We start from the raw sequence: 25,375 nt of genomic DNA on the forward strand, positions 1-25,375 counted from the left end.
TGCTGAAAACGTTGCCAGCTGGCGGGAATTTAGTCGCGCGTGGGGACCAGCGTGATGCGGTAGGGCTCGAAGATCCGCGCCAGTTCGCCGCTGTCGCGCAGGCCACGCAGCAGCGTCGCGAACGACTGCTCGCCGATCGGTGCGCCAGGACGCAGCAAGGCGTAATGGTGGTAGACCTGGTCAATGCGTTGCGAAGGCAACAGCTGCTCGCGGCTGGCCGGGTTGCGCGCGAGGAAATCGCTGAGGTAGGACCGCGTGACCAGGGCAATGTCGGCACGCCCGGCCTGCACCATCAACAGGTTGCTGTCATGCGAGTAGGTCAGGGTCGCATTGTAGGTCTTGCGCAGGTAGTCCGGGTCCGGGTTGAAGCCGGCGAACGCATAGTGATAGCCGTTGAACAGCGCCAGGCGCTTGCCGCGCAGGTCGTCGAAGTAATGCTGATCACGGCCATTGGCCTGGCGGGCGACGAAGACTTCGGCATCTTCCAAGCCCATGTCCACGGTCTGGTGGGCAATCTGCTGCCAGCCCCATTGCGGGTTCTCGAAAATGGCCATGTCGGTACGGCCTTGCTGGAAATCGCCAAAACGCCGCTGGATCGACGTAGGCACCAGGACAAAACGGTATTGCTGCTGCGCGCGGTTCAGTGCATCGACCAGCTGAGGCAGCAAACCCGTGTCGGCGCCCTGCTCGGGGCGCACCGTGTAAGGCGGGAAGTGTGCCGCGCCGACCTTGACCTCGATGGCATCGGCCGCCCGGGCAGGCGCCGCCAGCCAGAACACAGCCAGCAGTATCAGTGTGGAAAAGGCCTTGAGGCCGGGCGTTGGAATCAAGACGGACACTCATACGGTTCATGCCTGGGTACGCCTAAGCTAGGCGTTTTCCCGCTTGGACACAACTGCCGGTTGCGCTGTCGTTGCGCCAAACCCGGGGGCAAATTGCCAGGGGGTGCCGGATGCCCCGAGTTTGGCTACGCTCTAGCAGGATCTGCAAGGGAGCCTGGTATGGGCCAGTGGTTGGTGATCGACCTGGAAGCCACCACCGATGTGCGTGGGTGGCCGGTCACAGAGATGGAAGTCATTGAAATCGGCGCGAGCCTGGTTACCCGCGAAGGCCGCGAAGTCGACCACTTCCAGCGCTTCGTGAAACCCCGTCGGCGGCCACAGCTCACCCCGTTCTGCCGCGAACTGACCCACATCAGCCAGGCCAGCGTGGACAGTGCCGCGCCCTTCCACGAGGTGTGGGCAAGTTTCGAGCGCTGGCTCGGGCACCACCGTGGGCAGCTTCAGGCCTGGGTCAGCTGGGGCGACTACGACCGCCAGCAGTTGCACCAGGAATGGCAACAGCACGGGCTGGACAGCCTGCTGCGGACCCTGCCGCACATCAACCTCAAGCAACGCTTCGCCAAGGCCCGCCACCTGCAACGGCCAACCGGCCTGAACGGTGCCCTGCAACTGGCCGGCATGCACTTTTGCGGGCAGCAGCACCGGGCCCTGGAAGATGCGCGCAATACCGCACGGCTGCTGCCCTTGACCCTGCCCGCCAATGGCGCCTGAAAGCAGATGACGGGGCTGGTGGGCTTGGGCATACTGGCCAGCCCTTTTTCATCCCTTTTTCAGGAGTCGCCCATGTTCAAGGTCAACGAGTACTTCAACGGCACCGTCAAGTCGATCGCCTTCGCTGGCGAAGAAGGCCCGGCCACTGTCGGTGTGATGGCCCCGGGCGAATACGAGTTCGGTACCGCCAAGCGCGAGATCATGCATGTGGTATCGGGTGCGCTGACCGTGAAACTGCCGGGTAGCGACAACTGGGAAACCTTCAACGCCGGCGACAAGTTCAACGTGCCGGCCGACAGCAAGTTCCAGCTGCAGGTGAAGGTGGATACCGCCTACCTGTGCGAGTACCGCGACTAAGCGGTAGCCTGACCCGGCCTCTTCGCGGGCTTGCCCGCGAAGAATCCAGCACTAATCCTTCAGGAATGCCGCAACCTTCTCAGCCGCCGCCTGCAAGTGCTGCTCATGGCTGAACCCCGAAGCCTTCAGCGGCTTCAGGTCATGGTCCGCCGCCACTAGCCAGCTCACCTCGATGGCCGGCGACAGCACATAGCCTGCCACCGTCTCGCGGTTGCCCAATGCATCCCGCTCGCCCTGCACGATCAACGTCGGCGTCTGCAGTTCGGCCAGGTGCTCGACCCGTGGCTTTTCCGGCTTGCCCACCGCATGGAACGGGTAACCCAGGCACACCAGCGCATCCACCTCCAACGCGTCGGCCACCAGGCTGGCCATGCGCCCGCCCATGGACTTGCCGCCCACAGCCAACCGGCCCGTGACCAAAGGTCGCACCTGCCGGTACACCTCGCGCCAGCATTCGAGTAACACCTTCTGCGGGTTCGGCGGCCGCTTGCCACCCCCGACCCTGCGCTCGGCCATGTACGGGAACTCGAAGCGCACCACCGCCACCCCAAGCGCCGCGAGCCTTTGCGCCATTTCCTCCATGAACCCGCTATCCATCGGCGCACCTGCGCCGTGGGCCAGGATCAGGCAGCCCTTGTAGCCACCGTTGCCGTGAACCTGTGGGGGATCGCAGCGCAAGCCTGGGACATTTCCGACCTTCGCCCATTGATCCCCGTCAATACCGGCACTTTGCCCATTAATCATGCTTGCCTCGCTGTAAAGCCTGCCAAATAACCGTGGATGGGAACCCATACATGAACACAACCAGCAGTACCGCCTATAACTACAAGGTGGTCCGCCAATTCGCCATCATGACGGTGGTGTGGGGAATCGTCGGGATGGGGCTCGGCGTCTTCATCGCCGCCCAGCTCGCCTGGCCTTTCCTCAACTTCGACCTCCCCTGGACCAGCTTCGGCCGCCTGCGTCCCCTGCATACCAATGCGGTGATCTTCGCCTTCGGCGGCTGCGCGCTGTTCGCCACCTCCTATTATTCGGTGCAACGCACCTGCCAGACCACCCTGTTCGCACCGGGCCTGGCCGCGTTCACCTTCTGGGGCTGGCAACTGGTGATCCTGCTGGCGGCCATCAGCCTGCCGCTGGGCTACACCAGCTCCAAGGAATACGCCGAACTGGAATGGCCGATCGACATCCTGATCACCATCGTCTGGGTGAGCTACGCCATCGTGTTCTTCGGCACGCTGATGAAGCGCAACACCAAGCACATCTACGTCGGTAACTGGTTCTTCGGCGGCTTCATCCTGACCGTGGCGATGCTGCACGTGGTCAACAACCTGGAACTGCCAGTCAGCCTGACCAAGTCGTACTCGCTCTATGCCGGCGCCACCGACGCCATGGTGCAGTGGTGGTATGGCCACAACGCGGTGGGCTTCTTCCTCACTGCAGGCTTCCTGGGGATGATGTACTACTACGTGCCCAAGCAGGCCGAACGCCCGGTGTACTCCTATCGCCTGTCGATCGTGCACTTCTGGGCGCTGATCACCCTGTACATCTGGGCCGGCCCGCACCACCTGCACTACACCGCCCTGCCCGACTGGGCACAGTCGCTGGGCATGGTGATGTCGCTGATCCTGCTGGCACCGAGCTGGGGCGGCATGATCAACGGCATGATGACCCTCTCCGGCGCCTGGCACAAACTGCGCAGCGATCCGATCCTGCGCTTCCTGGTGGTGTCGCTGGCGTTCTACGGCATGTCCACCTTCGAAGGCCCGATGATGGCCATCAAGACGGTCAACGCCCTGTCCCACTACACCGACTGGACCATCGGCCACGTACACGCCGGCGCCCTCGGCTGGGTGGCAATGATCTCGATCGGTGCCCTGTACCACACCATCCCGAAAGTGTTCGGCAAGGAGCGCATGTACAGCATCGGCCTGATCAACGCGCACTTCTGGCTGGCCACCATCGGCACCGTGCTGTACATCGCCTCGATGTGGGTCAACGGTATCGCCCAGGGCCTGATGTGGCGCGCGGTCAACAGCGACGGCACGCTCACCTACTCGTTCGTGGAAACCCTGGTGGCAAGCCACCCAGGTTTCATCGTGCGCTTCGTCGGCGGTGCGATCTTCCTCAGCGGCATGTTCCTGATGGCCTGGAACACCTGGCGCACCGTGCGTTCGCCGGCGCTCGATGTCGCCCCTGCGAACGCCCAGCTGGCTTGAGGAGACCTGCCTGATGAAACATGAAGTCATCGAGAAAAACGTCGGCCTGCTGGCCCTGCTGATGGTGTTCGCCGTCAGTATCGGCGGCCTGACCCAGATCGTCCCGCTGTTCTTCCAGGACGTCACCAACAAGCCGGTGGAAGGCATGAAGCCCTACACCGCGCTGCAACTGGAAGGCCGCGACATCTACATCCGCGAAGGCTGCGTGGGCTGCCACTCGCAGATGATCCGCCCGTTCCGCGCCGAAACCGAGCGCTACGGCCACTACTCGGTGGCCGGTGAAAGCGTGTGGGACCACCCGTTCCTGTGGGGCTCCAAGCGTACCGGGCCGGATCTGGCGCGGGTCGGCGGCCGCTACTCGGACGACTGGCACCGCGCCCACCTGTACAACCCGCGCAACGTGGTGCCGGAGTCGAAGATGCCGTCGTATCCGTGGCTGGTGGCGCAACCGGTCGACAACAGCCACACCGACACCAAGATGCGCACCCTGCGCACCCTTGGCGTGCCGTACAGCGACGACGACATCGTCGGGGCCCGCGACGCGGTCAAGGGCAAGACCGAGATGGATGCCCTGGTCGCCTACCTGCAGGTGCTCGGCACCGCGATCAAGAACAAGAGGTGAGTGCGATGGTAATGGACATCGGCATGATCCGCGGCCTCGGCACCCTGGTGGTGATGATTGCCTTCATCGGCCTCACCCTGTGGGTATTCAACCGCCGCCGCGACCGTGATTTCGCCGAAGCGCGGCTGCTGCCCTTCGTCGACGACCGCCTGCCCGCCGCCGGGCAGGAACCTGCTGTAAGGAGCAATGGGCAATGACCACCTTCTGGAGTACCTACATCAGCGTGCTGACCATCGGCAGCCTGATCGGCCTGACCTGGCTGTTGCTCGGCACCCGCAAGGGGCAGAGCAACAGCACCACCGACCAGACCATGGGCCACAGCTTCGACGGCATCGAGGAGTACGACAACCCGCTGCCCAAGTGGTGGTTCTGGCTGTTCGTCGGCACCCTGGTGTTCTCGGTCGGCTACCTGATCCTCTACCCGGGCCTGGGCAATTGGAAGGGCATCCTGCCGGGTTATGAAAATGGCTGGACCGGGGCCAATGAATGGCAGAAGGAAATGGCCAAGGCCGACGCCAAGTTCGGCCCGATCTTCGCCAAGTACGCGGCCATGCCGGTGGAAGAAGTCGCCAAGGACCCCCAGGCACTGAAGATGGGCAGCCGCCTGTTCGCCTCCAACTGCTCGGTATGCCACGGCTCCGACGCCAAGGGTGCCTATGGCTTCCCCAACCTCACCGACCAGGACTGGCGCTGGGGCGGCGACGCGGAAACCATCAAGGCTACGATCATGAACGGCCGCCACGGCGTGATGCCGGCCTGGGCCGAAGTGATCGGCGAGCAGGGCGTGGCGGATGTGGCGGCGTTCGTGCTGACCGACCTCGGCCACCGCAGCCTGCCGGAAGGGGCCAAGGCCGACACCGCCAAGGGCAAGGCCATCTTCGCCGCCAATTGCGTGGCTTGCCACGGGCCTGAAGGCCAGGGTACCCCGGCCATGGGCGCGCCAAACCTGACCCACCCGCAGGCGTTCATCTATGGTTCGAGCTTTGCCCAGTTGCAGCAGACCATTCGTTATGGTCGCCAGGGTCAGATGCCGGCGCAGGCTGAGATCCAGGGCAACGACAAGGTGCACCTGCTGGCGGCCTATGTGTATAGCCTGTCGCAGGATGCTGCTGGCGAAACCGTGACTGCCAAGTGAGTTCGCCGAAAGAAATTCGGCGCCTGTGAGAGCGAGCGCCGCCCGCGCGGCGCATCGCGGATAAATCCGCTCCTACAGTTGCAACGTGCCGAACCTGTTGTGCCATGGTCGCCTGCCATGGCTGTAGGAGCGGATTCATCCGCGATGCGCCGCGCGGGCGGCGCTCGATATCTGCCTCCCCGCAAAAATCAAACCCTCCAGCTGCGTTCCCCGGCGCCCTGCCAGCCCTACCCCTCCCCTTGCACCCCCTCCGAACAGAACTAAGCTTGTTGCCTCAATGGGCTTCGCTGCGAAAGCACCGGAGCAGACGCGGCGCATGGCCTGTCGCCGTCCCGACAAAAGCCTGACCGATCGATCAGAAAAATATGAAAAACGGTACACATTACAAATATTTATTTGTGTACAATCGATCAGGCCCGATTACTGCGGGACATCAGTTGACGGGCTCGGGCACGGGTCGGCGTACCAAAGTTGCGTTGCGGTAACCCCGGTGGTTATCAATACTGGCGCCGATTTTCGACCAACAAGAACATCAAAACCGTGGAACCTTAGCAATGAGCACAGCAATCAGTCCGACTGCTTATAACTACAAGGTCGTCCGCCAGTTCGCCATCATGACGGTGGTCTGGGGGATCCTTGGCATGGGCCTCGGCGTCTTCATCGCCTCGCAGCTGGTGTGGCCGCAACTGAACCTGGACCTGCCCTGGACCAGTTTCGGCCGCCTGCGCCCGCTGCACACCAACCTGGTGATCTTCGCCTTCGGGGGCTGTGCGCTGTTCGGCACCAGCTACTACGTGGTGCAGCGCACCTGCCAGACCCGGCTGATCTCCGACAGCATGGCCGCCTTCACCTTCTGGGGTTGGCAGGCAGTGATCGTCGGCGCGCTGATCACCCTGCCGATGGGCTACACCACCACCAAGGAATACGCCGAGCTCGAGTGGCCACTGGCGATCCTCCTGGCCATCGTCTGGGTCACCTACGGGCTGGTGTTCTTCGGCACCATCGTCAAGCGCAAGACCAAGCACATCTATGTCGGCAACTGGTTCTACGGCGCCTTCATCGTGGTCACCGCGATGCTGCACATCGTCAACCACATCTCGCTGCCGGTGAGCCTGTTCAAGTCGTACTCGGCCTACTCCGGGGCCACTGATGCGATGATCCAGTGGTGGTATGGCCACAACGCGGTGGGCTTCTTCCTCACCACCGGCTTCCTCGGCATGATGTACTACTTCGTGCCCAAGCAGGCCGAGCGGCCGATCTACTCGTATCGCCTGTCGATCGTGCACTTCTGGGCGCTGATCACCCTGTACATCTGGGCCGGCCCGCACCACCTGCACTACACCGCCCTGCCCGACTGGGCGCAGTCGCTGGGCATGGTGATGTCGATCATCCTGCTGGCACCGAGCTGGGGCGGCATGATCAACGGCATGATGACCCTCTCCGGCGCCTGGCACAAACTGCGCACCGACCCGATCCTGCGCTTCCTGGTGGTGTCGCTGGCGTTCTACGGCATGTCCACCTTCGAAGGCCCGATGATGGCCATCAAGACCGTGAACTCGCTGTCGCACTACACCGACTGGACCATCGGCCACGTGCACGCCGGCGCCCTCGGCTGGGTGGCGATGATCTCGATCGGTGCCGTGTACCACATGATCCCGCGCCTGTATGGCCGCGAGCAGATGCACAGCGTCGGCCTGATCAATGCGCACTTCTGGCTGGCCACCATCGGTACCGTGCTGTACATCGCCTCGATGTGGGTCAACGGCATCACCCAGGGCCTGATGTGGCGCGCCATCAACGATGACGGCACCCTCACCTACTCCTTCGTCGAAGCCCTGCAGGCCAGCCACCCTGGCTATATCGTCCGCGCCCTGGGCGGTGCGTTCTTCGCCAGCGGTATGCTGCTGATGGCCTACAACGTGCTGCGTACCGTCCGTGCCGCCAACCCGGCACAGGCAGAGGAAGCCGCCAAGATCGTCGTCGTGGGAGCGCACTGATGAAGCATGAAGCCGTCGAGAAGAACATAGGCCTGCTGGCCTTCTTCATGGTCATCGCCGTCAGTATCGGTGGCCTGACCCAGATCGTCCCGCTGTTTTTCCAGGACGTCACCAACAAACCCGTGGAAGGCATGAAGCCGCGCACCGCGCTGGAGCTTGAAGGCCGCGACATCTACATCCGTGAAGGCTGCGTAGGTTGCCACTCGCAGATGATCCGCCCGTTCCGCGCCGAAACCGAGCGCTACGGCCACTACTCGGTGGCCGGCGAGAGCGTCTGGGACCACCCGTTCCTGTGGGGTTCCAAGCGTACCGGGCCGGACCTGGCGCGGGTCGGTGGCCGCTACTCGGATGACTGGCACCGCGCGCACCTGTACAACCCGCGCAACGTGGTACCGGAATCGAAGATGCCGTCCTACCCGTGGCTGGTCGAGCACAAGCTCGATGGCAAGGACACCGCGAAGAAAATGGAAGTGCTGCGCACCCTCGGCGTGCCGTACACCGACGCCGACATCGCCGGGGCCCACGACGCGGTCAAGGGCAAGACCGAAATGGACGCCATCGTCGCGTACCTGCAAGGTCTTGGCACCATCATCAAGAGCAAACGGTGAGGCTGATGGATATCGGGATGATTCGCGGCCTGGGCACCGTCGTGGTGATGGTGGCGTTCGTGGGCCTGGCACTGTGGGTGTTCAGCCCACGGCGGAAAAAGGACTTCGACGAAGCGACCCAACTGCCCTTCGCGGATGACCCCGAGGCCAGCCGGCACGTCGAGCAAGCAAAAGCTTCTGGGAGCAAACAACAATGACAACCTTCTGGAGTCTGTACGTTACCGTCCTGACCCTGGGCACCATTTTCTCGCTGACCTGGCTGCTGCTGTCGACCCGCAAGGGCCAGCGCGAGGAGGTCACCGACGAAACCGTCGGGCATGCCTTCGATGGCATCGAGGAATACGACAACCCGCTGCCGAAATGGTGGTTCTGGCTGTTCGTCGGCACCATCGTCTTCGCCCTGGGCTACCTGGTGCTGTACCCCGGCCTGGGCAACTGGAAAGGCGTGCTGCCGGGCTACTCGTACCTGGACAACGACAAGCAGACCGAGTTTTCCAACGGCCAGGCGGGCTGGACGGGCGTGCACGAGTGGGAAAAGGAAATGGCCAAGGCCGACGCCCGCTTCGGGCCGATCTTCGCCAAGTTCGCGGCGATGCCCATCGAGGAGGTGGCCAAGGACCCACAGGCGCTGAAAATGGGCGCACGGCTGTTCGCCTCCAACTGCTCGGTGTGCCACGGCTCCGACGCCAAGGGCGCCTTCGGTTTCCCCAACCTGACCGACAACGACTGGCGCTGGGGCGGCGAGCCGGACACCATCAAGACCACCATCATGGGCGGCCGTCACGGCGTGATGCCGGCCTGGGCCGAGGTGATCGGCGACCAGGGCGTGGCTGACGTGGCGGCGTTCGTGGTCAGCAAGCTGGATGGCCGCAGCCTGCCGGAAGGCGCGAAGGCCGATGTCGAGAACGGGCAGAAGATCTTCGCCGCCAACTGCGTGGCCTGCCACGGGCCGGAAGGCAAAGGTACCCCTGCCATGGGCGCGCCGAACCTGACCCACCCGCAGGCGTTCATCTACGGCTCGAGCTTCGCTCAGTTGCAGCAGACCATCCGCTATGGCCGCCAGGGGCAGATGCCGGCCCAGCAACAGCTGCAGGGTAACGACAAGGTGCACTTGCTGGCGGCTTATGTGTATAGCCTGTCGCAGCAGCCCGAACCGGCCCAGCAGGCCGAGTAAGGCAGGCCTGGCCTCTCGCGGATAAATCCGCTCCTACACACACATGCGGTCCCTGTAGGAGCGGATTCATCCGCGATGCGGCCAGCAAAAGCAACACCAGATGACCTGGATCAATTGACACCCGCCATAACACGATTCACACCACGAACCCAACGCGACTAAAGGTCGCAGTGCGACCCCAGACTGCCATCAGCGGCGTATCATGGGCCGCAGAGCGCTAGCAGATTGCGCCAGACTGCGGCCGGCACGCACTGGCCGCGGCGTTTCTCCACTGCCGTGGGACTTGATGATGAGCAAGCAGATTCCGGTACATGATGTCACCCCGCCTGCCAGCAAGGGCAAGGACTCCGTCGACCTCTACGCCTCCCGGGAAAAGATCTACACCCGTGCCTTCACCGGCCTGTTCCGGCGCCTGCGCATGGTCGGCGGAGCCGTGCTGTTCCTGCTGTACTTCGGTACCGTCTGGCTGAACTGGGGTGGCCACCAGGCCGTGTGGTGGAACCTGCCCGAGCGCAAGTTCTACATTTTCGGCGCCACCATCTGGCCGCAGGACTTCATCCTGCTCTCGGGCATCCTCATCGTCGCCGCCTTCGGCCTGTTCTTCATCACCGTGTTCGCCGGCCGCGTGTGGTGCGGCTACACCTGCCCGCAAAGCGTGTGGACGTGGATCTTCATGTGGTGCGAAAAGGTCACCGAGGGCGACCGCAACCAGCGCATGAAGCTGGACAAGGCGCCGATGAGCGGCAACAAGTTCCTGCGCAAGCTCGCCAAGCACAGCCTGTGGCTGCTGATCGGTTTCGTCACCGGCATGACCTTCGTCGGTTACTTCTCGCCGATCCGCGAACTGGCCATCGAGTTCTTCACTGGCCAGGCCGACGGCTGGGCCTACTTCTGGGTCGGCTTCTTCACCCTCGCCACCTACGGCAACGCCGGCTGGCTGCGCGAGCAGGTGTGCGTGTACATGTGCCCGTATGCGCGCTTCCAGAGCGTGATGTTCGACAAGGACACGCTGATCGTGTCCTACGACCCGCGCCGTGGCGAAACCCGTGGCCCGCGCAAGAAGGACCTCGATTACAAGGCCCATGGCCTGGGCGACTGCATCGACTGCACCATGTGCGTGCAGGTCTGCCCCACCGGCATCGACATCCGTGACGGCCTGCAGATCGAGTGCATCGGCTGCGCCGCCTGCATCGATGCCTGCGACAACATCATGGACAAGATGAACTACCCGCGCGGGCTGATCAGCTACACCACCGAACACAACCTGTCCGGGCAGAAGACCCACCTGCTGCGCCCACGCCTGATCGGCTACGCGCTGGTACTGGTGGTGATGATCATCGGCCTGGCCACCGCCTTCGCCACCCGCTCGCTGGTCGGTTTCGACGTCAGCAAGGACCGCGTGCTCTACCGCGAAAACGCCCAGGGCCGGATCGAGAACGTGTACAGCCTGAAGGTGATGAACAAGGACCAGCGCGACCACGTCTACGTGCTGGACGCCGCCGGCCTGCCGGACCTCAGGCTCGAAGGCCAGCGCGAGATCCGCGTGGCCGCCGGTGATATCGTCAGCCTGCCGGTGCAACTGTCGATTGCCCCCGAGAAACTGCCATCGACCACCAACGAAGTCACCTTCATCCTCAAGAGCGCCGATGACAGCGACGCCCAGGTTGAAGCCAAGAGCCGTTTCATCGGCCCACAGATCCGCTGAGAGAGATAACCGACAATGCCTGCCACCGCCGCCAGCCCCTGGTACAAGCACCTCTGGCCCTGGATCATCATCGGCATCCTGGCCACCTCGGTGTGCCTGAGCCTGAGCATGGTCAGCATCGCCGTGCGCAACCCGGACAACCTGGTCAACGACAATTACTACGAGGCCGGCAAGGGCATCAACCGCTCGCTGGACCGTGAACTGCTGGCACAGACGCTGGGCCTGAAGGCCGGCGTGCACCTGGACGAGCTGACCGGCGAAGTCGATGTGCGCCTGGCCGGCAACAGCGACCCGCAGAGCCTGGAACTGAACCTGATTTCGCCCACCCAGCCGGAGAAAGACCGCAAGGTGCTGCTGAGCCGGGTCGAGGCCGGGCGCTATGTGGGGCAGCTGGAGGACAAGGTTGACGGGCGTCGTTTCGTTGAATTGCTGGGTAGCGAAGGTGGCCAGGTATGGCGCTTGTTCGAAGAAGAGAAGGTCGAGCATGGTGTGACCTTGCAACTGGGTGATGAAGCTTTGCAAGGTGCCGAGCACCAGCAGTAGCGACACCGCAAACCCCTGTGGGAGCGGGCATGCCCGCGATGCGACAGCCCAGGCAAAGGTGTTTTCAGGCCTGACGCTTTCGCGGGCATGCCCGCTCCCACAGGGTTTCCTTTGTGCCTGAGCAGTGCTTGCCTTATGACCCAACCCACCCCGTGCTACCACTGTGCCCTGCCCGTCACCGGCGGCAGCCGCTTCACCACCGTGGTGCTGGGCGAGCCCCGGCAGTTCTGTTGCCCCGGCTGCCAGGCGGTGGCCGAGTCGATCGTCTCCGGGGGCCTGGAACACTATTACCAGCACCGCAGCGACACCAGCGCCAACCCTGAGGCCTTGCCTCGGCAACTGCAGGACGAACTGGCCCTGTACGATCGCAACGACGTGCAGCAAGCCTTCGTCCGCCACCAGGGCGGGCTGGCCGAAGCCACCCTGCTGGTCGAAGGCATCAGCTGCGCGGCCTGCGGCTGGCTGATCGAGAAACACCTGCGCAACCTGCCCGGTGTCGCCGAAGCACGCCTGAACCTGTCCAACCACCGGCTGCTGCTGAACTGGGACGACCAGCAACTGCCGCTGTCGCGCCTGCTCGCCGAGCTGCGCCAGATCGGCTACGCCGCTCACCCCTACCAGCCCGACCAGGCCGCCGAGCAACTGGCGCGCGAGAACCGCAGTGCCCTGCGCCGCCTGGGCGTGGCCGGGCTGCTGTGGTTCCAGGCGATGATGGCGACCATGGCCACCTGGCCGGAATTCAACATCGACCTGTCGCCCGAGCTGCACACCATCCTCAGGTGGGTGGCGCTGTTTCTCACCATCCCCATCGTCTTCTACAGCTGCGCGCCGTTCTTCAAGGGCGCCGCGCGCGACCTGCGCACCCGTCACCTGACCATGGACGTTTCGGTGTCGCTGGCCATTGGCCTGGCCTTCGGCGCCGGCATCTGGACCGCCATCACCGGTGGCGGCGAGCTGTACTTCGATACCGTGGGCATGTTCGCCCTGTTCCTGCTCACCGGCCGCTACCTCGAGCGCCGTGCCCGCGAACGCACCGCAGCGGCCACTGCGCAGCTGGTCAACCTGCTGCCGGCTTCATGCCTGCGCCTGGATGCCCACGGCCACAGCGAGCGCATCCTGCTCAGCGAACTGCAGTGCGGCGACCGGGTCCAGGTGTTGCCAGGCGCGGTGATCCCCGCCGACGGCTGCATCGTCGACGGCCGCTCCAGTGTCGATGAATCGTTGCTCACCGGCGAATACCTGCCGCAACCACGCCGGGCCGGCGATCGCGTCACCGGCGGCACGCTGAATGTCGAAAGCACCCTGAACGTGCAAGTCGAGGCCCTGGGTGCCGATTCGCGGTTGTCGGCCATCGTTCGCCTGCTGGAGCGCGCGCAGACGGAAAAACCACGCCTGGCCGAAATCGCCGACCGCGCCTCGCAGTGGTTCCTGCTGTGCTCGTTGCTGGCCGCCGTGGCCATCGGCCTGTGGTGGTGGCACCTGGACCCGGCGCGAGCGTTCTGGATCGTGCTGGCCATGCTGGTAGCGACCTGCCCTTGCGCGCTGTCGCTGGCCACGCCCACGGCCCTGACCGCTGCCACCGGCACCTTGCACAAGCTTGGCCTGCTGGTCACCCGCGGCCATGTGCTGGAAGGCCTGAACCAGGTCGATACGGTGATTTTCGACAAGACCGGCACGCTGACCGAGGGCCGCCTGACCTTGCGCAGCATCCGCCCGCTCGGCAACCTGCCGGCCGACCGCTGCCTGGCCCTGGCCGCGGCCCTGGAAAACCGCTCCGAACACCCCATCGCGCGCGCCTTCGGCCGCAGCGCCAGCCCGGCTGACGAGGTGCAGAGCGTGCCGGGCCTGGGCCTGGAAGGCGAAGTGGCCGGCCAGCGCCTGCGCATTGGCCAGGCCACCTTCGTCTGCGCCCTGGGCGGCGCAGAGCCTCCTGCCGTGCCGGAGCCGCGCGGCCAGTGGCTGCTGCTGGGTGACCGCCAGGGGCCGCTGGCCTGGTTCGGCCTGGACGATCGCCTGCGCGACGACGCCCCGGCCCTGCTGGCCGCTTGCAAGGCGCGCGGCTGGCGCACGCTGCTGCTCTCCGGTGACAGCTCGCCGATGGTTGCCGAAGCGGCCGCCCAGCTGGGCATCGACCAGGCCATCGGCGGCCTGCGCCCGGACGACAAACTGGACCGGCTGAAAGCGCTGCAGGCCGCCGGGCACAAGGTGCTGATGCTGGGCGATGGGGTCAACGACGTGCCGGTGCTGGCCGCCGCCGACATCAGCATTGCCATGGGCAGTGCCACCGACCTGGCCAAGACCAGCGCCGATGCCGTGTTGCTGTCCAACCGCCTGTCGGCGCTGGTGCAAGCCTTCGAGCTGGCCCGCCGCACCCGCCGCAATATCCTGCAGAACCTGTTGTGGGCGACCCTGTATAATGGCCTGGTGTTGCCGTTCGCCGCGCTCGGCTGGATCACCCCGGTGTGGGCGGCCATCGGCATGTCGCTCAGCTCGCTGGTGGTGGTGCTCAATGCCCTGCGCCTGACCCGCCTGCCGCCGGCAGCGGGTGCGCCCACCCATCAAGCGTCCTTGCCTGGGAGTAAGTCACCATGCCCGCCCTCTATGTCATGATCCCCGCGGCACTGCTGCTGGTTGGCGTGGCCGTGTACATCTTCTTCTGGGCGGTGGACAGCGGCCAGTACGACGACCTCGAAAGCCCTGCCCATAGCATCCTGTTCGACGACCAGGACCCGCGCCACCAGGCGGCCGTGACGCCTGACGACAGCCAGGCCGCCCCCGCCAAGGAACCGCCACCCCGTGCCTGAACTGCTTCCCCTGCTGGGCTCGGCACTGATCCTTGGCCTGCTGGGCGGTGGCCACTGCCTGGGCATGTGTGGCGGCCTGATGGGCGCGCTGACCCTGGCCATTCCCCCAGAACAACGCGGCCGGCGCCTGCGCCTGCTGCTGGCCTACAACCTTGGCCGAGTGCTCAGCTATGGCTGTGCCGGCCTGCTGCTGGGCCTGGCCGGCTGGGCCGTGGCCAGCAGCCCCGCGGCCCTGGCGCTGCGGGTGGTGGCGGCGCTGTTGTTGATCGTCATGGGGCTGTACCTGGCCGGTTGGTGGAGCGGGCTGACCCGCATCGAGGCGCTGGGCCGGGGGCTGTGGAGGCATATCCAGCCCGTGGCATCGCGCTTGCTACCGGTGTCCAGCCTGCCGCGCGCATTGCTGCTCGGGGCACTATGGGGGTGGCTGCCGTGCGGGCTGGTGTACAGCACCTTGCTGTGGGCGGCCAGCCAAGGCAATGCCGGCTACAGCGCAGCGTTGATGCTGGCCTTCGGCGTGGGGACCTGGCCGGTGCTGCTGGCCACCGGGTTGGCGGCAGAACGGCTGAACACGTTGTTGAAACGACGCAGTGTGCGCGTGGCTGGCGGGGTGCTGGTGATGTTGTTTGGCCTCTGGACCCTGCCAGGGCCGCACCAGCACTGGTTGATGGGGCACTGAGCGGGGCTGCTTTGCAGCCGCCCCGATTGCTGCCGATTCCCCTTGATACAAATCAACACAGTTTCCTACAGACAACCCTAGACTCCGGTGCATTGCTGCTCTTTCCGGGGACCGCCCTCATGCTCGACGACCTACGTTGGGATACCGACCTGATCCGCCGCTACGACCTGGCCGGCCCACGCTACACCTCTTACCCGACCGCCGTGCAGCTGCACAGCGAAGTGGGCTCGTTCGACCTGCTCCACGCCCTGCGCGAGAGCCGTCGGGCCGTGCGCCCGCTGTCGCTGTACGTGCACGTGCCGTTCTGTGCAAACATTTGTTACTACTGCGCCTGCAACAAAGTCATCACCAAGGACCGCGCCCGTGCCGCGCCGTACCTGCAGCGCCTGGAACAGGAAATCCAGCTGATCGCCTGCCATCTCGACCCCAAGCAACGGGTTGAACAGCTGCATTTTGGCGGCGGCACCCCGACCTTCCTCAGCCATGTGGAACTGCGCCAGCTGATGGCCACCCTGCGCCAGCATTTCCACCTGCTGGACGACGACTCCGGTGACTACGGCATCGAGATCGACCCCCGCGAGGCCGACTGGTCGACCATGGGCCTGTTGCGCGAACTGGGCTTCAATCGCGTGAGCCTCGGCGTGCAGGACCTCGACCCGGCCGTGCAGCGCGCCGTCAACCGCCTGCAGAGCCTGGAGCAGACCCGGACCCTGATCGAAGCCGCGCGCACCCTGCAGTTCCGCTCGATCAACCTGGACCTGATCTATGGCCTGCCCAAGCAGACCCCGGAAGGCTTCGCCCGTACCGTCGAAGAAGTGATCCGCCTGCAACCCGACCGCCTGTCGGTATTCAACTACGCCCACCTGCCCGAGCGCTTCATGCCGCAGCGGCGCATCGACAGCAATGACCTGCCCAGCGCAGCCGCCAAGCTGGAGATGCTGCATGCCACCATCGACCAGCTGACTGCAGCCGGCTATCGCTACATCGGCATGGACCACTTCGCCCTGCCCGACGACGAGCTGGCCATCGCCCAGGAAGAAGGCTCCCTGCAGCGCAACTTCCAGGGCTATACCACCCACGGTCACTGCGACCTGATCGGCCTGGGCGTGTCGGCGATCAGCCAGATCGGCGACCTGTACTGCCAGAACAGCAGCGACCTCAACACTTACCAGGACAGCCTGTCCAACGCCCAGCTGGCCACCCAGCGCGGGCTGATCTGCAACGACGACGACCGCTTGCGCCGGGCGGTGATCCAGCAGCTGATCTGCCATTTCGAGCTGGACTTCGAGCCGATCGAACAGGCCTTCACCATCGATTTTCGTGGCTATTTCAACGAGCTCTGGCCAGAACTGCTGACCTTGCAGCGCGATGGCCTGATCCGCCTGGACGACAAGGGCATCCGCATCCTGCCGGCCGGCCGCCTGCTGGCGCGCTCGGTGTGCATGGTGTTCGATGCCTACCTGGGGCTGCACAACCGCCAGCGCTTTTCGCGGGTGATCTGAAACCGAGTCGTTCAACCGCATGGACAAGCTTCCTTGCCAGGCACACTATGGGCGCAGTGACGGCCCCGGCACACCCGCCGGGGCCTGGCCAGTTCGCTGCACGACAGCGCACGCTGGCCTACAAGCTATGCCGTGAGTTACCCTTACGTCTTATGTGTGCTTTCCCACAAGGATCGAAGAAAATGTCCGAGCCAGTCAAACTGCGCCCACACAACCAGGCCCATTGCAAGGACTGCAGCCTGGCCCCCCTGTGCCTGCCCCTGTCGTTGAATCTGGAAGACATGGATGCACTTGACGAAATCGTCAAGCGCGGACGGCCGCTGAAAAAAGGCGAGTTCCTGTTCCGCCAGGGTGACAATTTCGGCTCGGTCTACGCGGTACGTTCCGGCGCCCTGAAAACCTTCAGCCTCAGCGACAGCGGCGAAGAGCAGATCACCGGCTTCCACCTGCCCAGTGAACTGGTCGGCCTGTCGGGCATGGACACCGAGGCCTATCCGGTGTCGGCCCAGGCGCAGGAAACCACCTCGGTGTGCGAAATCCCCTTCGAGCGCCTCGACGAGCTGTCGGTGCAGTTGCCACAGCTACGGCGGCAACTGATGCGGGTCATGAGCCGGGAGATCCGCGATGATCAGCAAATGATGCTGCTGCTGTCGAAAAAGACCGCCGACGAGCGCATCGCCACCTTCCTGGTCAACCTGTCGGCGCGCTTCCGTGCCCGCGGCTATTCGGCCAACCAGTTCCGCCTGAGCATGTCGCGCAACGAAATCGGCAATTACCTGGGCCTGGCCGTGGAAACCGTGTCGCGCGTGTTCACCCGCTTCCAGCAGAACGGCCTGCTTCGCGCCGAAGGCAAGGAAGTGCACATCCTCGACCCGATCCAGCTGTGCGCGCTGGCCGGCGGTGCGATGGAGGCCTGAGGGCTGGTTTAGCAGGTATACTTGGGCATTCGTTTTCCCAGGATACCCGCACCAATGCACAGCGACGCCTTCGACCTCAAAGCCCTGATCCGCCCGGTAGTGGACTTCCCCAAGCCGGGCGTGATCTTCCGCGACATCACCCCGCTGTTCCAATCGCCGCGCGGGCTGCGCTATGTCGCCGACCAGTTCATCGAGCGCTATGTCGAGGCCGAGTTCAGCCACATCGGCGCCATGGACGCGCGGGGCTTCCTGATCGGCTCGATCATCGCCCATCAACTGAACAAGCCGCTGATCCTGTTCCGCAAGCAAGGCAAGCTGCCCGCCGATGTGCTCAGCGAGGCCTACCAGACCGAGTACGGCGAAGCGTTCCTGGAAGTGCATGCCGACAGCCTGTGCGAAGGCGATTCGGTACTGATCTTCGATGACCTGATCGCGACCGGCGGTACGCTGCTGGCAGCGGCCAACCTGGTGCGTCGGACCGGTGCCCAGGTGTTCGAGGCGGCGGCGATCATCGACCTGCCGGAACTGGACGGGTCGCGCCGGCTACAGGCGGCGGGTGTGCCGACGTTCTGCCTGACCGAATTTTCGCTCAGCGAATACTGAGACCACAGGGCTGCTTTGCAGCCCATCGCGACACAAGGCCGCTCCAACAGGGGAATGAGCTGCGCCGCTAATGTTGGACATCTGTCCACCATCTGGGGCGCAGCTCAGAACGCAACCTCCTGTAGCAGCGGCCTTGTGTCGCGATGGGCCGCAAAGCGGCCCCGGCAATTCTGAATCAGAGCGAAATCGGCCGCCGCCCGGCGAAGGCATGGGCCAGGGTCCCGCCGTCGACCAGCTCCAGCTCCCCACCCAGCGGCACGCCATGGGCAATGCGCGAGGCCACCAGGCCCTTCTCGCTCAGCAGCTGGGCAATGTAATGCGCAGTTGCCTCCCCTTCCACGGTCGGGTTGGTCGCCAGGATCACCTCGGTGAAGGTGCCCTGCTCCTCGATCCGCGCCATCAGTTGCGGTATGCCGATCGCCTCCGGGCCCAGGCCGTCCAGTGGCGACAGGTGGCCCTTGAGCACGAAGTAACGACCACGGTAGCCCGTCTGCTCCACCGCGTACACATCGGTCGGCCCCTCGACCACGCACAACTGGCTATCGTCACGGCGCGGGTCGGCGCACTGCGGGCACAGCTCCTGCTCGGTCAGGGTACGGCACTGGCGGCAATGCCCTACCCCTTCCATGGCCTGGGTCAAGGCCTGGGCCAGGCGCAGGCCGCCGCTGCGGTCACGTTCGAGCAGCTGCAGGGCCATGCGCTGGGCGGTTTTCTGGCCGACACCCGGGAGAATACGCAGGGCATCGATCAGTTGGCGGATGAGAGGGCTGAAGCTCATGGGAAAGGCCTGACAATTCAATAAGAGGCGGTTTATACCCAGCGCAGACAACGCCGTCAAACAACCATGCGTACAGCGTAAGGCTTGCGCGGTCCCTGTAGGAGCGGCCTTGTGTCGCGAAAGGGCTGCGCAGCAGCCCCCGGCAATCCATGCTGCGAAGCTGAGAACCTGGGGCCGCTTCGCGCCCCATCGCGACACAAGGCCGCTCCTACAAAGACCGCGCAGGCTGCAAGAAGGCGCAAAAAAACCGCCGCTGTTGTGAGCGGCGGTTCTTGGTAATGCAATGCCCTTAGAACGGCATCTTGAAGCCCGGCGGCAATTGCATGCCGGCAGTCATGCTGCCCATCTTTTCCTGGCTGTTCTGCTCGACCTTGCGCACGGCGTCGTTCAGTGCAGCGGCAATCAGGTCTTCCAGCACTTCCTTGTCGTCGGCGTCGGTCGACATCAGGCTCTGGTCGATGCTGACGCGCTTCACATCGTGACGCCCGGTCATCACCACGCTCACCAGGCCACCACCGGACTGGCCGGTGACTTCGGCGTTGGCCAGCTCTTCCTGCATCTTCTGCATCTTTTCCTGCATCTGCTGGGCCTGCTTCATCAGGCCGGCCATGCCACCTTTCATCATGGGGTATACCTCGATTGGGTCATGTGATGCGGCCCGGCACCCGGCCGGCCGCATGGTTATCCGTTACTGGCCCTGACTGGCCAGGGCCTCTACAGGTTCAATAGTATCCTGCCGCACCTTGGCACCGAACAGCTGGATCATCTGCTGGATCAACGGATCCTGCTCGATCGACACCACGGCCTCGTGCTGACGCTCCCTGCGCTTGCGCGCTGCGGCCTGGGCCGGGGTTTCCTGCTCGGGCTGAATCAGCTCGATACGCAGGTTCAGCGCGCGCCCCAGGTGCTGGTTGAGCGCTTCGTTCAGGCGCCGCTGCTGGGTGGCGTTGAACAGCGCCCCCTGGCCAGGGTCCAGGTGCAGCAGCCAGTCGTCGCCATCGGCGGCCACCAGCGTGCAGTTTGCCGCGATGTTGCCTGTCATCCCGGAGACAGGCAACTGGGGGAACATTTCCAGCCATTGCAGGGCCAGGCCGGTCGCCGGCTTGGCCGCTGGCAGCGGCTCGGCGACCGGCTTGGGGGCCTCTTCCTGGACGTGTTCGGCCAGCTCGTCCAGGTAGCTGAAGCCGACCGGGTCGCTTTCGCCGCCATAATAGTCTTCGTCCAGTGGCGGCTCATCGTCGCGGTCCATGCCCACGGCAGCATAGGCCGACGGATCGAAGGGCGGCTCGTCGTCGTGGGCCGGCGCCGCCGGCATCGGTACGGGCGCGGGCGTGGGCGCAGGAGCCGGCGCAGGCATGGACTCAGACGCTACGGGTACCGACTCCTCCCACGGCAGGTCAACCACCTCTGCCACTGCAGCTGGCTCCGGCTCGGGCTTGGCTTGCAGCTCGGGTTCGACAACGGCGGCAGGCTCAGCCTGCGGCACAGGTGCATCAACCGGCTGTGGTGCTGGCGCCACCGGCGTGGGGGCCTGCTGCTGCGGCGCGGCAACCGCTGCAGCAGGTTGCACGGCAGCGGCTGGCGGCACCGCGGCAACCGCTGGCGCTGCCACCGGGGTTGCAGGATCAGCTGTGGCCTGGCTGATCCCCACTGGCTTTAGCACCGGTTTCGGCGCGTCGTCGGTGTCGGCCGGGCGGAACGCCAGCATGCGCAGCAGGACCATTTCAAAGCCACCACGCGGGTCCGGCGCCAGGGGCAGGTCACGGCGACCGATCAGGCCCATCTGGTAATAGAACTGCACGTCCTCGGCCGGCAATGCCGCGGCCAGCGCCAGTACTCGGTCGCGGTCGCCCTGGCCGTTGTCCACGGCTTCCGGCAAAGCCTGGGCGATGGCTACGCGGTGCAGCACATTGAGCATCTCGGCCAGTACGCCAGCCCAGTCCGGGCCCTGTTCGGCCAGGTTGCGCACGGCCTCGAGCAAAGCTCGCGCGTCCCCCTCGAGCAGTGCCTGCAACACGCCATAGACCTGGCCATGGTCAAGGCTGCCGAGCATCGCCCGCACATCGGCGGCCAGCACCTTGCCTTCGCCAAAGGCGATGGCCTGGTCGGTCAGGCTCATCGCATCGCGCATCGAACCATCGGCGGCGCGGCCCAGCAACCACAGGGCATCCGTCTCGAATGGCACGTTTTCCGCGGTCAGTACGTGGCTGAGGTGTTCGACCACCCGCTCCGGGCTCATGTTCTTCAGCGAGAACTGCAGGCAGCGCGACAGAATGGTGGCCGGCAGCTTCTGCGGGTCGGTGGTGGCGAGGATGAACTTGACGTAGGGCGGCGGCTCTTCCAGCGTCTTGAGCAAGGCGTTGAACGAGTGGGTCGACAGCATGTGCACTTCGTCGATCAGGTAGACCTTGAAGCGCCCACGGCTTGGGGCGTACTGCACGTTATCGAGCAGTTCGCGGGTATCCTCGACCTTGGTCCGGCTGGCGGCGTCGATCTCGATCAGGTCGACGAAGCGGCCTTCGTCGATTTCCCGGCACACTGAACAGGTGCCGCATGGCGTCGAGGTGATGCCGGTTTCACAGTTCAGGCACTTGGCAATGATCCGGGCGATGGTGGTCTTGCCCACGCCCCGGGTACCGGTGAACAGGTAGGCATGGTGCAGGCGCTGGTTGTCCAGGGCGTTGATCAAAGCCTTGAGCACATGGGCCTGGCCGACCATTTCGCGGAACGAGCGCGGACGCCATTTACGTGCAAGGACCTGATAACTCATCGAAAAACCATCGTAGCCTGATCGAGCGGAAGATCGCTAATGCTAGCGGAGCGGGGGCAAAAATGCACCCCGCGCGGCTCGTCTAAGCTAGAAACTGTATGTGCTGTCCAGGGAGGATATGCCTTTGCCAAGACTGCTGGCCTTGCTGCTGTTGTGGACCTCGCAATGTCTCGCCGAACAGGCGGTGCTGCGTTTTTCCGTGGCCGAGAGCTGGAGCATGCCGCTGGTGCGCATCGAAGCCGACCAGCCAGTGGAGGGCCTGCTGTACGACCTGACGCAGGCGCTGGCCAGCGAGGTGGGCGCGCGCCCTGTGTACCACGTCATGGCCCGCCTGCGCCTGCAGGAGGCTATGGAGCATGGCGATATCGATGTGCGCTGCTATGTCAGCAGCCAGTGGTTCGATGCCCCACCAAGGAATTTCATCTGGAGCGTCCCACTGATCAACCAGCGCGACCTGCTGGTCGGTCGCCCGGGCGACAGCACGGCGATATCCGCCGAGCAACTGCCACCCCAGGCGATCGGTACAGTGCTGGGTTTCACCTACCCGGGCTTGCAGCCGTTGCTTGACCAGGGCCGCTTGCAGCGCGAAGACAGCCGCAACCAGTTGCTGGTATTGCAGAAGCTGCAAGCCGGCCGCTATCGCCACGCAGTCAGCAACCAGCTGTCGTTGCAGTGGTTCAACCGGGGCCTGCCGGACGGGCAGCGCCTGCAGGCGCTGACGGTACTGGACGAGCAGCAGCTGGGGTGCATGGTACGCAACGATCCGGCGCTACCGACCCAGGCCTTGCTGCGGGCGCTGGCGCGCATGAAACAGTCGGGGCAGATCGAGCGGATCGTGCAGCGCTATGGCGGGCAGGGCCACCAGGCGGTGATGCCCGTAGCCCGACCTTGAGCACGTCACGTCTACCTGAAGCCTCTCACCCAGGCGCAACCAGGCTTGCGCTGAGGAACAGGCCCAGCCCGAACACACCATGCGTCACCAGGCTCTTCAAGCAGTTACGCACAGGTGTCGGTGTCTTCGCTGCAAAGAACCCCGCCCCCATCGCCGGCTGCATGAGGCACAGCGGCGCCACCACCGTCCCCACCCCAACCGCCAGCGCAGGCCACAAGGTTGGCGCCAGCAACCAGCCTTCGCCGACAATCACTACCAGCAGCAGCGCGAACAGCACCCCGATGGCGTAATGAATCAACCAGCCCCACATCAGTTCGTGCCGCACAGGCTCCGCCCTGGCAATCGCCCCGTGGCGCACACGCCCTTGCCACAGATGCCCCGCCCAGCGCCCGACCATGGCGAAGTTCGGCGCGGCAACACCCAGGCGCCGCAGCAACAACCCCCACACGTCCATGACCAGCGTGGCACCCAAACCAATCGGCAAGGCCGCTGAAAGCATCGCAGTAAACGTCATTGAAAAGCCCTCGATGATTGACGGTCGTCACTACGCCGCGCAGCATAGAAGTTGAAGTCAACTTCAAGTCAAGGGCCCGAAATGGACATTGCCGACGTCGCCAGACGCACAGGCGTACCCGCCTCGACACTGCGTTACTACGAAAAGAAAGGCTTGCTCAAGTCACTTGCCGGGCGTGGCCAGCGCCGGCAGTTTGCCGCCGATGTGACAGACCGCCTGGCACTGATCGCCCTGGGGCAGGCGGCGGGGTTTTCGCTGGATGAAGTGGGAGCGATGCTGGTGGACTTGCAGGTCGACCGGCAGTTGCTGATTGCCAAGGCCGACGAGCTGGATGCACGGATCAGGCGCTTGCAGGCAATGAGCAAGGGCCTGCGGCATGCGGCGCAGTGCCCGGAAGCGGATCACCTGGCATGCCCGACATTCCAGCGGCTGATGAAGTTATCGGCAGCGGGGTATGGAAAACAGCGGGGCAGATCGACATCTATCTCGAAACACCCAGGGTAGAACCGTCAACGCCGCGCACCGAGAACAGTACTTACGTTTCAGCGGCATTGCTGAGCAAAAGCGTCTATGCAATTGAAGTTCGCTGGCGCCAGCTCTAGAAAGACCGTTTGCATCTCAGCGATCGCCTAGGGAAAATCCCCTCTTTTATGCACGAATGGATACGCGCATGCAGTTCGAAAAGACTTGGCAGTACGAGACCGATGAAGGAAATGGAGGGATTGACCCGCAGCGTTCTACCGTGAGGACGGTCATCAGGGCCTGAGGTGCTCTACATGCCTTACTTCATGCAAGCCGCCCTCCTTCTGGTAGCGGGCGCAGTCGTCGTAAAATTCCTGAAACCCTATCCGCTACGCAAGTGGCTGGGCGTAACGTTGCTCGCAACGGGCTCGGTCGGCATTTTCAAAGTCGGCCAGCAGCAGGTGCTGGGCTTTGACCTGGAGCTGCTGATGCTCCTGGCCATACCGCTGGGTACGGTACTGTTCCTGACCCGGCGGCGGTTCACGGAGGTGGACTAAGCGCAGGTGAGCCGGCCTAATATGTTTGCATTTCAGGAGCTATGATGGCGCCAAATTGGAGGCGACATCATTAGGCCGGTTTAGAGGCGCTTCATGTTTTGGCTTTACTACTAACTGAGGTTAGCCAATTTGAGCGCGCTCAACGTGTGATGCAAGTATCCACGAGGTTTCTGCATTCAAGCTATGTGATCGAGCCAACAATTGGATTTTGGTTGAGATATGAAAGGTAGCTCAGCCAGCGACGATAGCTCTGCTACATCTTTTACCTATTAGTGAATGCCTCACGTAGGCGATGGCATGCAGTGCCCTGCATCTCGACAGTCCTGTAATAGCATCTGAAGCTCATCATCGCTGGTGATTCGGATAGCACCATCCAAAAGAATTTCCCAGTGCCCATTAAGCTCGTGCCCCTGCCAGTAGAGCTCCGCAGCGTTCAGGTCACCAGTTTCAGCGAATCGGTCGTAAAGGCTCGCGTCAGCTCTGAGCAAGTTGATTGAGTGAACGATAGCTACTGAAACGATACGCCGATCGGTTCCGAACATCCTGCTCAGCATTGCACGGGAAGCAGGCCCTTCTTCAGCGACCCAAATGCAGCCAAGCCTTGATGGAGCGGTCGGAGCAACACGCCGCCGCACTTCCTCCATCTGAAGCTCCGCCCCATAGATCCTAATCAGGAGGTCTTCGGAACTCCATCCTCGCTGCGAGCCGTATCCATCGGTGATTGTCATTCTCCTGCTCAGCATGAAACCGAGCAGGAACACACGGGCGCGAGGGGTGAGAGCTGAGTAGAGCTGCCCCTCACGAACAGCCTCAAGACTCAGGTCCTCGACCCGCATGTGTATCGCTTGTACGCCCTGATCAACCGACGCAATGCAGCTCGGTGACATTATGAGGGGCTGGATTGCCAAGTTATGGCAGACCATGAAGTCAGTTGGGTCGAACGCATGAATAAGCATGGGCGCTTGCCTGGTCGTGGTGATTGAGCTT

Annotated in this window: 28 protein-coding genes; 21 read left to right on the forward strand and 7 right to left on the reverse strand. The window is 63.9% G+C overall.

The features are described from left to right. Positions 1 to 29: 29 nt before the first annotated feature. Positions 30 to 830 carry an ABC transporter substrate-binding protein gene (locus HG549_RS17545; RefSeq protein WP_170034233.1) on the reverse strand — a complete coding sequence of 267 codons (801 nt, stop codon included), beginning with the start codon at positions 828 to 830 and terminating at the stop codon, positions 30 to 32. 171 nt (positions 831 to 1,001) lie between these two features. Between HG549_RS17545 and HG549_RS17550 the strand changes: the two genes are divergently transcribed. Then, positions 1,002 to 1,553: an exonuclease domain-containing protein gene (locus tag HG549_RS17550; RefSeq protein ID WP_170030913.1), complete on the forward strand. Its 552-nt coding sequence runs from the start codon at positions 1,002 to 1,004 to the stop codon at positions 1,551 to 1,553. A gap of 72 nt (positions 1,554 to 1,625) precedes the next feature. Next, complete coding sequence (locus tag HG549_RS17555) at positions 1,626 to 1,910, forward strand: pyrimidine/purine nucleoside phosphorylase (RefSeq protein WP_054884096.1); 285 nt, start codon at positions 1,626 to 1,628, stop codon at positions 1,908 to 1,910. Positions 1,911 to 1,961: 51 nt separating this feature from the next. Here HG549_RS17555 and HG549_RS17560 read toward each other — a convergent pair whose 3' ends face one another. Then, the gene (locus HG549_RS17560) at positions 1,962 to 2,654 is read right to left on the reverse strand and encodes an alpha/beta family hydrolase (protein ID WP_170030915.1); all 693 of its coding nucleotides are present in this window, start codon (positions 2,652 to 2,654) and stop codon (positions 1,962 to 1,964) included. 50 nt (positions 2,655 to 2,704) lie between these two features. Between HG549_RS17560 and ccoN (HG549_RS17565) the strand changes: the two genes are divergently transcribed. The 16 genes from ccoN (HG549_RS17565) to HG549_RS17640 all read left to right on the forward strand — a co-directional run bounded on the left by ccoN (HG549_RS17565) (position 2,705) and on the right by HG549_RS17640 (position 18,415). Then, positions 2,705 to 4,129 (forward strand): cytochrome-c oxidase, cbb3-type subunit I, encoded by a 1,425-nt coding sequence (gene ccoN, locus HG549_RS17565; RefSeq protein WP_170030917.1) that lies wholly within the window; start codon positions 2,705 to 2,707, stop codon positions 4,127 to 4,129. A gap of 13 nt (positions 4,130 to 4,142) precedes the next feature. Continuing rightward, positions 4,143 to 4,751 (forward strand): cytochrome-c oxidase, cbb3-type subunit II, encoded by a 609-nt coding sequence (gene ccoO / locus HG549_RS17570; RefSeq protein ID WP_170030919.1) that lies wholly within the window; start codon positions 4,143 to 4,145, stop codon positions 4,749 to 4,751. Positions 4,752 to 4,756: 5 nt separating this feature from the next. Beyond that, entirely contained in the window at positions 4,757 to 4,948 is a 192-nt protein-coding gene (locus tag HG549_RS17575) for a cbb3-type cytochrome c oxidase subunit 3 (RefSeq protein WP_170034235.1), read from the forward strand. Further along, complete coding sequence (ccoP, locus tag HG549_RS17580; protein ID WP_170030921.1) at positions 4,945 to 5,886, forward strand: cytochrome-c oxidase, cbb3-type subunit III; 942 nt, start codon at positions 4,945 to 4,947, stop codon at positions 5,884 to 5,886. The genes HG549_RS17575 and ccoP (HG549_RS17580) overlap by 4 nt, the downstream gene beginning before the upstream one ends. Before the next feature lie 554 nt (positions 5,887 to 6,440). Then, positions 6,441 to 7,883 carry a cytochrome-c oxidase, cbb3-type subunit I gene (gene ccoN, locus HG549_RS17585; protein ID WP_170030923.1) on the forward strand — a complete coding sequence of 481 codons (1,443 nt, stop codon included), beginning with the start codon at positions 6,441 to 6,443 and terminating at the stop codon, positions 7,881 to 7,883. Further along, complete coding sequence (gene ccoO, locus HG549_RS17590) at positions 7,883 to 8,491, forward strand: cytochrome-c oxidase, cbb3-type subunit II (protein WP_008093485.1); 609 nt, start codon at positions 7,883 to 7,885, stop codon at positions 8,489 to 8,491. Before ccoN (HG549_RS17585) ends, ccoO (HG549_RS17590) begins: the two co-directional genes overlap by 1 nt. A gap of 5 nt (positions 8,492 to 8,496) precedes the next feature. Beyond that, positions 8,497 to 8,688, forward strand: a complete 192-nt coding sequence (locus HG549_RS17595; RefSeq protein ID WP_170030944.1) for a cbb3-type cytochrome c oxidase subunit 3 — start codon at positions 8,497 to 8,499, stop codon at positions 8,686 to 8,688. Beyond that, positions 8,685 to 9,665 carry a cytochrome-c oxidase, cbb3-type subunit III gene (gene ccoP, locus HG549_RS17600; protein WP_170030946.1) on the forward strand — a complete coding sequence of 327 codons (981 nt, stop codon included), beginning with the start codon at positions 8,685 to 8,687 and terminating at the stop codon, positions 9,663 to 9,665. Before HG549_RS17595 ends, ccoP (HG549_RS17600) begins: the two co-directional genes overlap by 4 nt. Before the next feature lie 289 nt (positions 9,666 to 9,954). Continuing rightward, positions 9,955 to 11,370: a cytochrome c oxidase accessory protein CcoG gene (gene ccoG / locus HG549_RS17605; RefSeq protein ID WP_170030948.1), complete on the forward strand. Its 1,416-nt coding sequence runs from the start codon at positions 9,955 to 9,957 to the stop codon at positions 11,368 to 11,370. Between the two features lie 15 nt (positions 11,371 to 11,385). Beyond that, complete coding sequence (locus tag HG549_RS17610) at positions 11,386 to 11,913, forward strand: FixH family protein (protein WP_170030950.1); 528 nt, start codon at positions 11,386 to 11,388, stop codon at positions 11,911 to 11,913. A gap of 135 nt (positions 11,914 to 12,048) precedes the next feature. Then, on the forward strand, positions 12,049 to 14,523 hold the full coding sequence (locus tag HG549_RS17615) for a heavy metal translocating P-type ATPase (RefSeq protein WP_170030952.1): 2,475 nt from the start codon (positions 12,049 to 12,051) through the stop codon (positions 14,521 to 14,523). Next, positions 14,502 to 14,717, forward strand: coding sequence for a cbb3-type cytochrome oxidase assembly protein CcoS (gene ccoS / locus HG549_RS17620; protein WP_170030954.1), 216 nt, complete (start codon positions 14,502 to 14,504; stop codon positions 14,715 to 14,717). Before HG549_RS17615 ends, ccoS begins: the two co-directional genes overlap by 22 nt. Beyond that, on the forward strand, positions 14,710 to 15,393 hold the full coding sequence (locus HG549_RS17625; protein WP_170030956.1) for a sulfite exporter TauE/SafE family protein: 684 nt from the start codon (positions 14,710 to 14,712) through the stop codon (positions 15,391 to 15,393). Before ccoS ends, HG549_RS17625 begins: the two co-directional genes overlap by 8 nt. Before the next feature lie 119 nt (positions 15,394 to 15,512). Further along, positions 15,513 to 16,895 (forward strand): oxygen-independent coproporphyrinogen III oxidase, encoded by a 1,383-nt coding sequence (hemN, locus tag HG549_RS17630; protein WP_170030958.1) that lies wholly within the window; start codon positions 15,513 to 15,515, stop codon positions 16,893 to 16,895. A 182-nt stretch (positions 16,896 to 17,077) separates the two neighbouring features. Beyond that, positions 17,078 to 17,812: a Crp/Fnr family transcriptional regulator FnrA gene (fnrA, locus tag HG549_RS17635; protein WP_009683909.1), complete on the forward strand. Its 735-nt coding sequence runs from the start codon at positions 17,078 to 17,080 to the stop codon at positions 17,810 to 17,812. 54 nt (positions 17,813 to 17,866) lie between these two features. Next, positions 17,867 to 18,415 (forward strand): adenine phosphoribosyltransferase, encoded by a 549-nt coding sequence (locus tag HG549_RS17640; RefSeq protein WP_027921268.1) that lies wholly within the window; start codon positions 17,867 to 17,869, stop codon positions 18,413 to 18,415. 175 nt (positions 18,416 to 18,590) lie between these two features. Here the strand turns inward: HG549_RS17640 and recR are convergent, their stop codons facing one another. The 3 genes from recR to dnaX form a co-directional block, all read right to left on the reverse strand. Beyond that, positions 18,591 to 19,193 (reverse strand): recombination mediator RecR, encoded by a 603-nt coding sequence (gene recR / locus HG549_RS17645; RefSeq protein WP_170030960.1) that lies wholly within the window; start codon positions 19,191 to 19,193, stop codon positions 18,591 to 18,593. Between the two features lie 289 nt (positions 19,194 to 19,482). Further along, entirely contained in the window at positions 19,483 to 19,818 is a 336-nt protein-coding gene (locus HG549_RS17650; protein ID WP_023381418.1) for a YbaB/EbfC family nucleoid-associated protein, read from the reverse strand. Positions 19,819 to 19,881: 63 nt separating this feature from the next. Continuing rightward, positions 19,882 to 21,963: a DNA polymerase III subunit gamma/tau gene (gene dnaX / locus HG549_RS17655; RefSeq protein WP_170030962.1), complete on the reverse strand. Its 2,082-nt coding sequence runs from the start codon at positions 21,961 to 21,963 to the stop codon at positions 19,882 to 19,884. A 118-nt stretch (positions 21,964 to 22,081) separates the two neighbouring features. Between dnaX and HG549_RS17660 the strand changes: the two genes are divergently transcribed. Further along, positions 22,082 to 22,855 (forward strand): ABC transporter substrate-binding protein, encoded by a 774-nt coding sequence (locus tag HG549_RS17660; RefSeq protein WP_170030964.1) that lies wholly within the window; start codon positions 22,082 to 22,084, stop codon positions 22,853 to 22,855. A gap of 25 nt (positions 22,856 to 22,880) precedes the next feature. On the opposite strand, the gene HG549_RS17665 is transcribed toward HG549_RS17660, so the two are convergent. After that, positions 22,881 to 23,369 carry a DUF2938 domain-containing protein gene (locus HG549_RS17665; RefSeq protein WP_170030965.1) on the reverse strand — a complete coding sequence of 163 codons (489 nt, stop codon included), beginning with the start codon at positions 23,367 to 23,369 and terminating at the stop codon, positions 22,881 to 22,883. An 81-nt stretch (positions 23,370 to 23,450) separates the two neighbouring features. On the opposite strand from HG549_RS17665, the gene HG549_RS17670 reads away from it, so the two are divergent. Both HG549_RS17670 and HG549_RS17675 read left to right on the forward strand, forming a co-directional pair. Continuing rightward, complete coding sequence (locus tag HG549_RS17670) at positions 23,451 to 23,873, forward strand: helix-turn-helix domain-containing protein (protein ID WP_170030967.1); 423 nt, start codon at positions 23,451 to 23,453, stop codon at positions 23,871 to 23,873. A 272-nt stretch (positions 23,874 to 24,145) separates the two neighbouring features. Continuing rightward, on the forward strand, positions 24,146 to 24,388 hold the full coding sequence (locus HG549_RS17675; protein ID WP_170030969.1) for a hypothetical protein: 243 nt from the start codon (positions 24,146 to 24,148) through the stop codon (positions 24,386 to 24,388). Positions 24,389 to 24,669: 281 nt separating this feature from the next. On the opposite strand, the gene HG549_RS17680 is transcribed toward HG549_RS17675, so the two are convergent. Then, complete coding sequence (locus HG549_RS17680) at positions 24,670 to 25,344, reverse strand: hypothetical protein (RefSeq protein WP_170030971.1); 675 nt, start codon at positions 25,342 to 25,344, stop codon at positions 24,670 to 24,672. Positions 25,345 to 25,375 lie beyond the last annotated feature (31 nt).

Origin of the sequence: Pseudomonas sp. SK, from assembly GCF_012975065.1 — a bacterium.
GTDB classification, from domain to species: domain Bacteria; phylum Pseudomonadota; class Gammaproteobacteria; order Pseudomonadales; family Pseudomonadaceae; genus Aquipseudomonas; species Aquipseudomonas anuradhapurensis.

Coding starts and splice junctions, on each gene's coding strand:
- HG549_RS17550 (WP_170030913.1), top strand. CDS start 1,002: ATGGGCCAGTGGTTGGTGATCGACCTGGAAGCCACCACCGATGTGCGT.
- HG549_RS17555 (WP_054884096.1), top strand. CDS start 1,626: ATGTTCAAGGTCAACGAGTACTTCAACGGCACCGTCAAGTCGATCGCC.
- HG549_RS17560 (WP_170030915.1), bottom strand. CDS start 2,654: ATGATTAATGGGCAAAGTGCCGGTATTGACGGGGATCAATGGGCGAAG.
- ccoN (WP_170030917.1), top strand. CDS start 2,705: ATGAACACAACCAGCAGTACCGCCTATAACTACAAGGTGGTCCGCCAA.
- ccoO (WP_170030919.1), top strand. CDS start 4,143: ATGAAACATGAAGTCATCGAGAAAAACGTCGGCCTGCTGGCCCTGCTG.
- HG549_RS17575 (WP_170034235.1), top strand. CDS start 4,757: ATGGTAATGGACATCGGCATGATCCGCGGCCTCGGCACCCTGGTGGTG.
- ccoP (WP_170030921.1), top strand. CDS start 4,945: ATGACCACCTTCTGGAGTACCTACATCAGCGTGCTGACCATCGGCAGC.
- ccoN (WP_170030923.1), top strand. CDS start 6,441: ATGAGCACAGCAATCAGTCCGACTGCTTATAACTACAAGGTCGTCCGC.
- ccoO (WP_008093485.1), top strand. CDS start 7,883: ATGAAGCATGAAGCCGTCGAGAAGAACATAGGCCTGCTGGCCTTCTTC.
- HG549_RS17595 (WP_170030944.1), top strand. CDS start 8,497: ATGGATATCGGGATGATTCGCGGCCTGGGCACCGTCGTGGTGATGGTG.
- ccoP (WP_170030946.1), top strand. CDS start 8,685: ATGACAACCTTCTGGAGTCTGTACGTTACCGTCCTGACCCTGGGCACC.
- ccoG (WP_170030948.1), top strand. CDS start 9,955: ATGAGCAAGCAGATTCCGGTACATGATGTCACCCCGCCTGCCAGCAAG.
- HG549_RS17610 (WP_170030950.1), top strand. CDS start 11,386: ATGCCTGCCACCGCCGCCAGCCCCTGGTACAAGCACCTCTGGCCCTGG.
- HG549_RS17615 (WP_170030952.1), top strand. CDS start 12,049: ATGACCCAACCCACCCCGTGCTACCACTGTGCCCTGCCCGTCACCGGC.
- ccoS (WP_170030954.1), top strand. CDS start 14,502: ATGCCCGCCCTCTATGTCATGATCCCCGCGGCACTGCTGCTGGTTGGC.
- hemN (WP_170030958.1), top strand. CDS start 15,513: ATGCTCGACGACCTACGTTGGGATACCGACCTGATCCGCCGCTACGAC.
- fnrA (WP_009683909.1), top strand. CDS start 17,078: ATGTCCGAGCCAGTCAAACTGCGCCCACACAACCAGGCCCATTGCAAG.
- HG549_RS17640 (WP_027921268.1), top strand. CDS start 17,867: ATGCACAGCGACGCCTTCGACCTCAAAGCCCTGATCCGCCCGGTAGTG.
- recR (WP_170030960.1), bottom strand. CDS start 19,193: ATGAGCTTCAGCCCTCTCATCCGCCAACTGATCGATGCCCTGCGTATT.
- HG549_RS17650 (WP_023381418.1), bottom strand. CDS start 19,818: ATGATGAAAGGTGGCATGGCCGGCCTGATGAAGCAGGCCCAGCAGATG.
- dnaX (WP_170030962.1), bottom strand. CDS start 21,963: ATGAGTTATCAGGTCCTTGCACGTAAATGGCGTCCGCGCTCGTTCCGC.
- HG549_RS17660 (WP_170030964.1), top strand. CDS start 22,082: ATGCCTTTGCCAAGACTGCTGGCCTTGCTGCTGTTGTGGACCTCGCAA.
- HG549_RS17665 (WP_170030965.1), bottom strand. CDS start 23,369: ATGACGTTTACTGCGATGCTTTCAGCGGCCTTGCCGATTGGTTTGGGT.
- HG549_RS17670 (WP_170030967.1), top strand. CDS start 23,451: ATGGACATTGCCGACGTCGCCAGACGCACAGGCGTACCCGCCTCGACA.
- HG549_RS17675 (WP_170030969.1), top strand. CDS start 24,146: ATGCCTTACTTCATGCAAGCCGCCCTCCTTCTGGTAGCGGGCGCAGTC.
- HG549_RS17680 (WP_170030971.1), bottom strand. CDS start 25,344: ATGCTTATTCATGCGTTCGACCCAACTGACTTCATGGTCTGCCATAAC.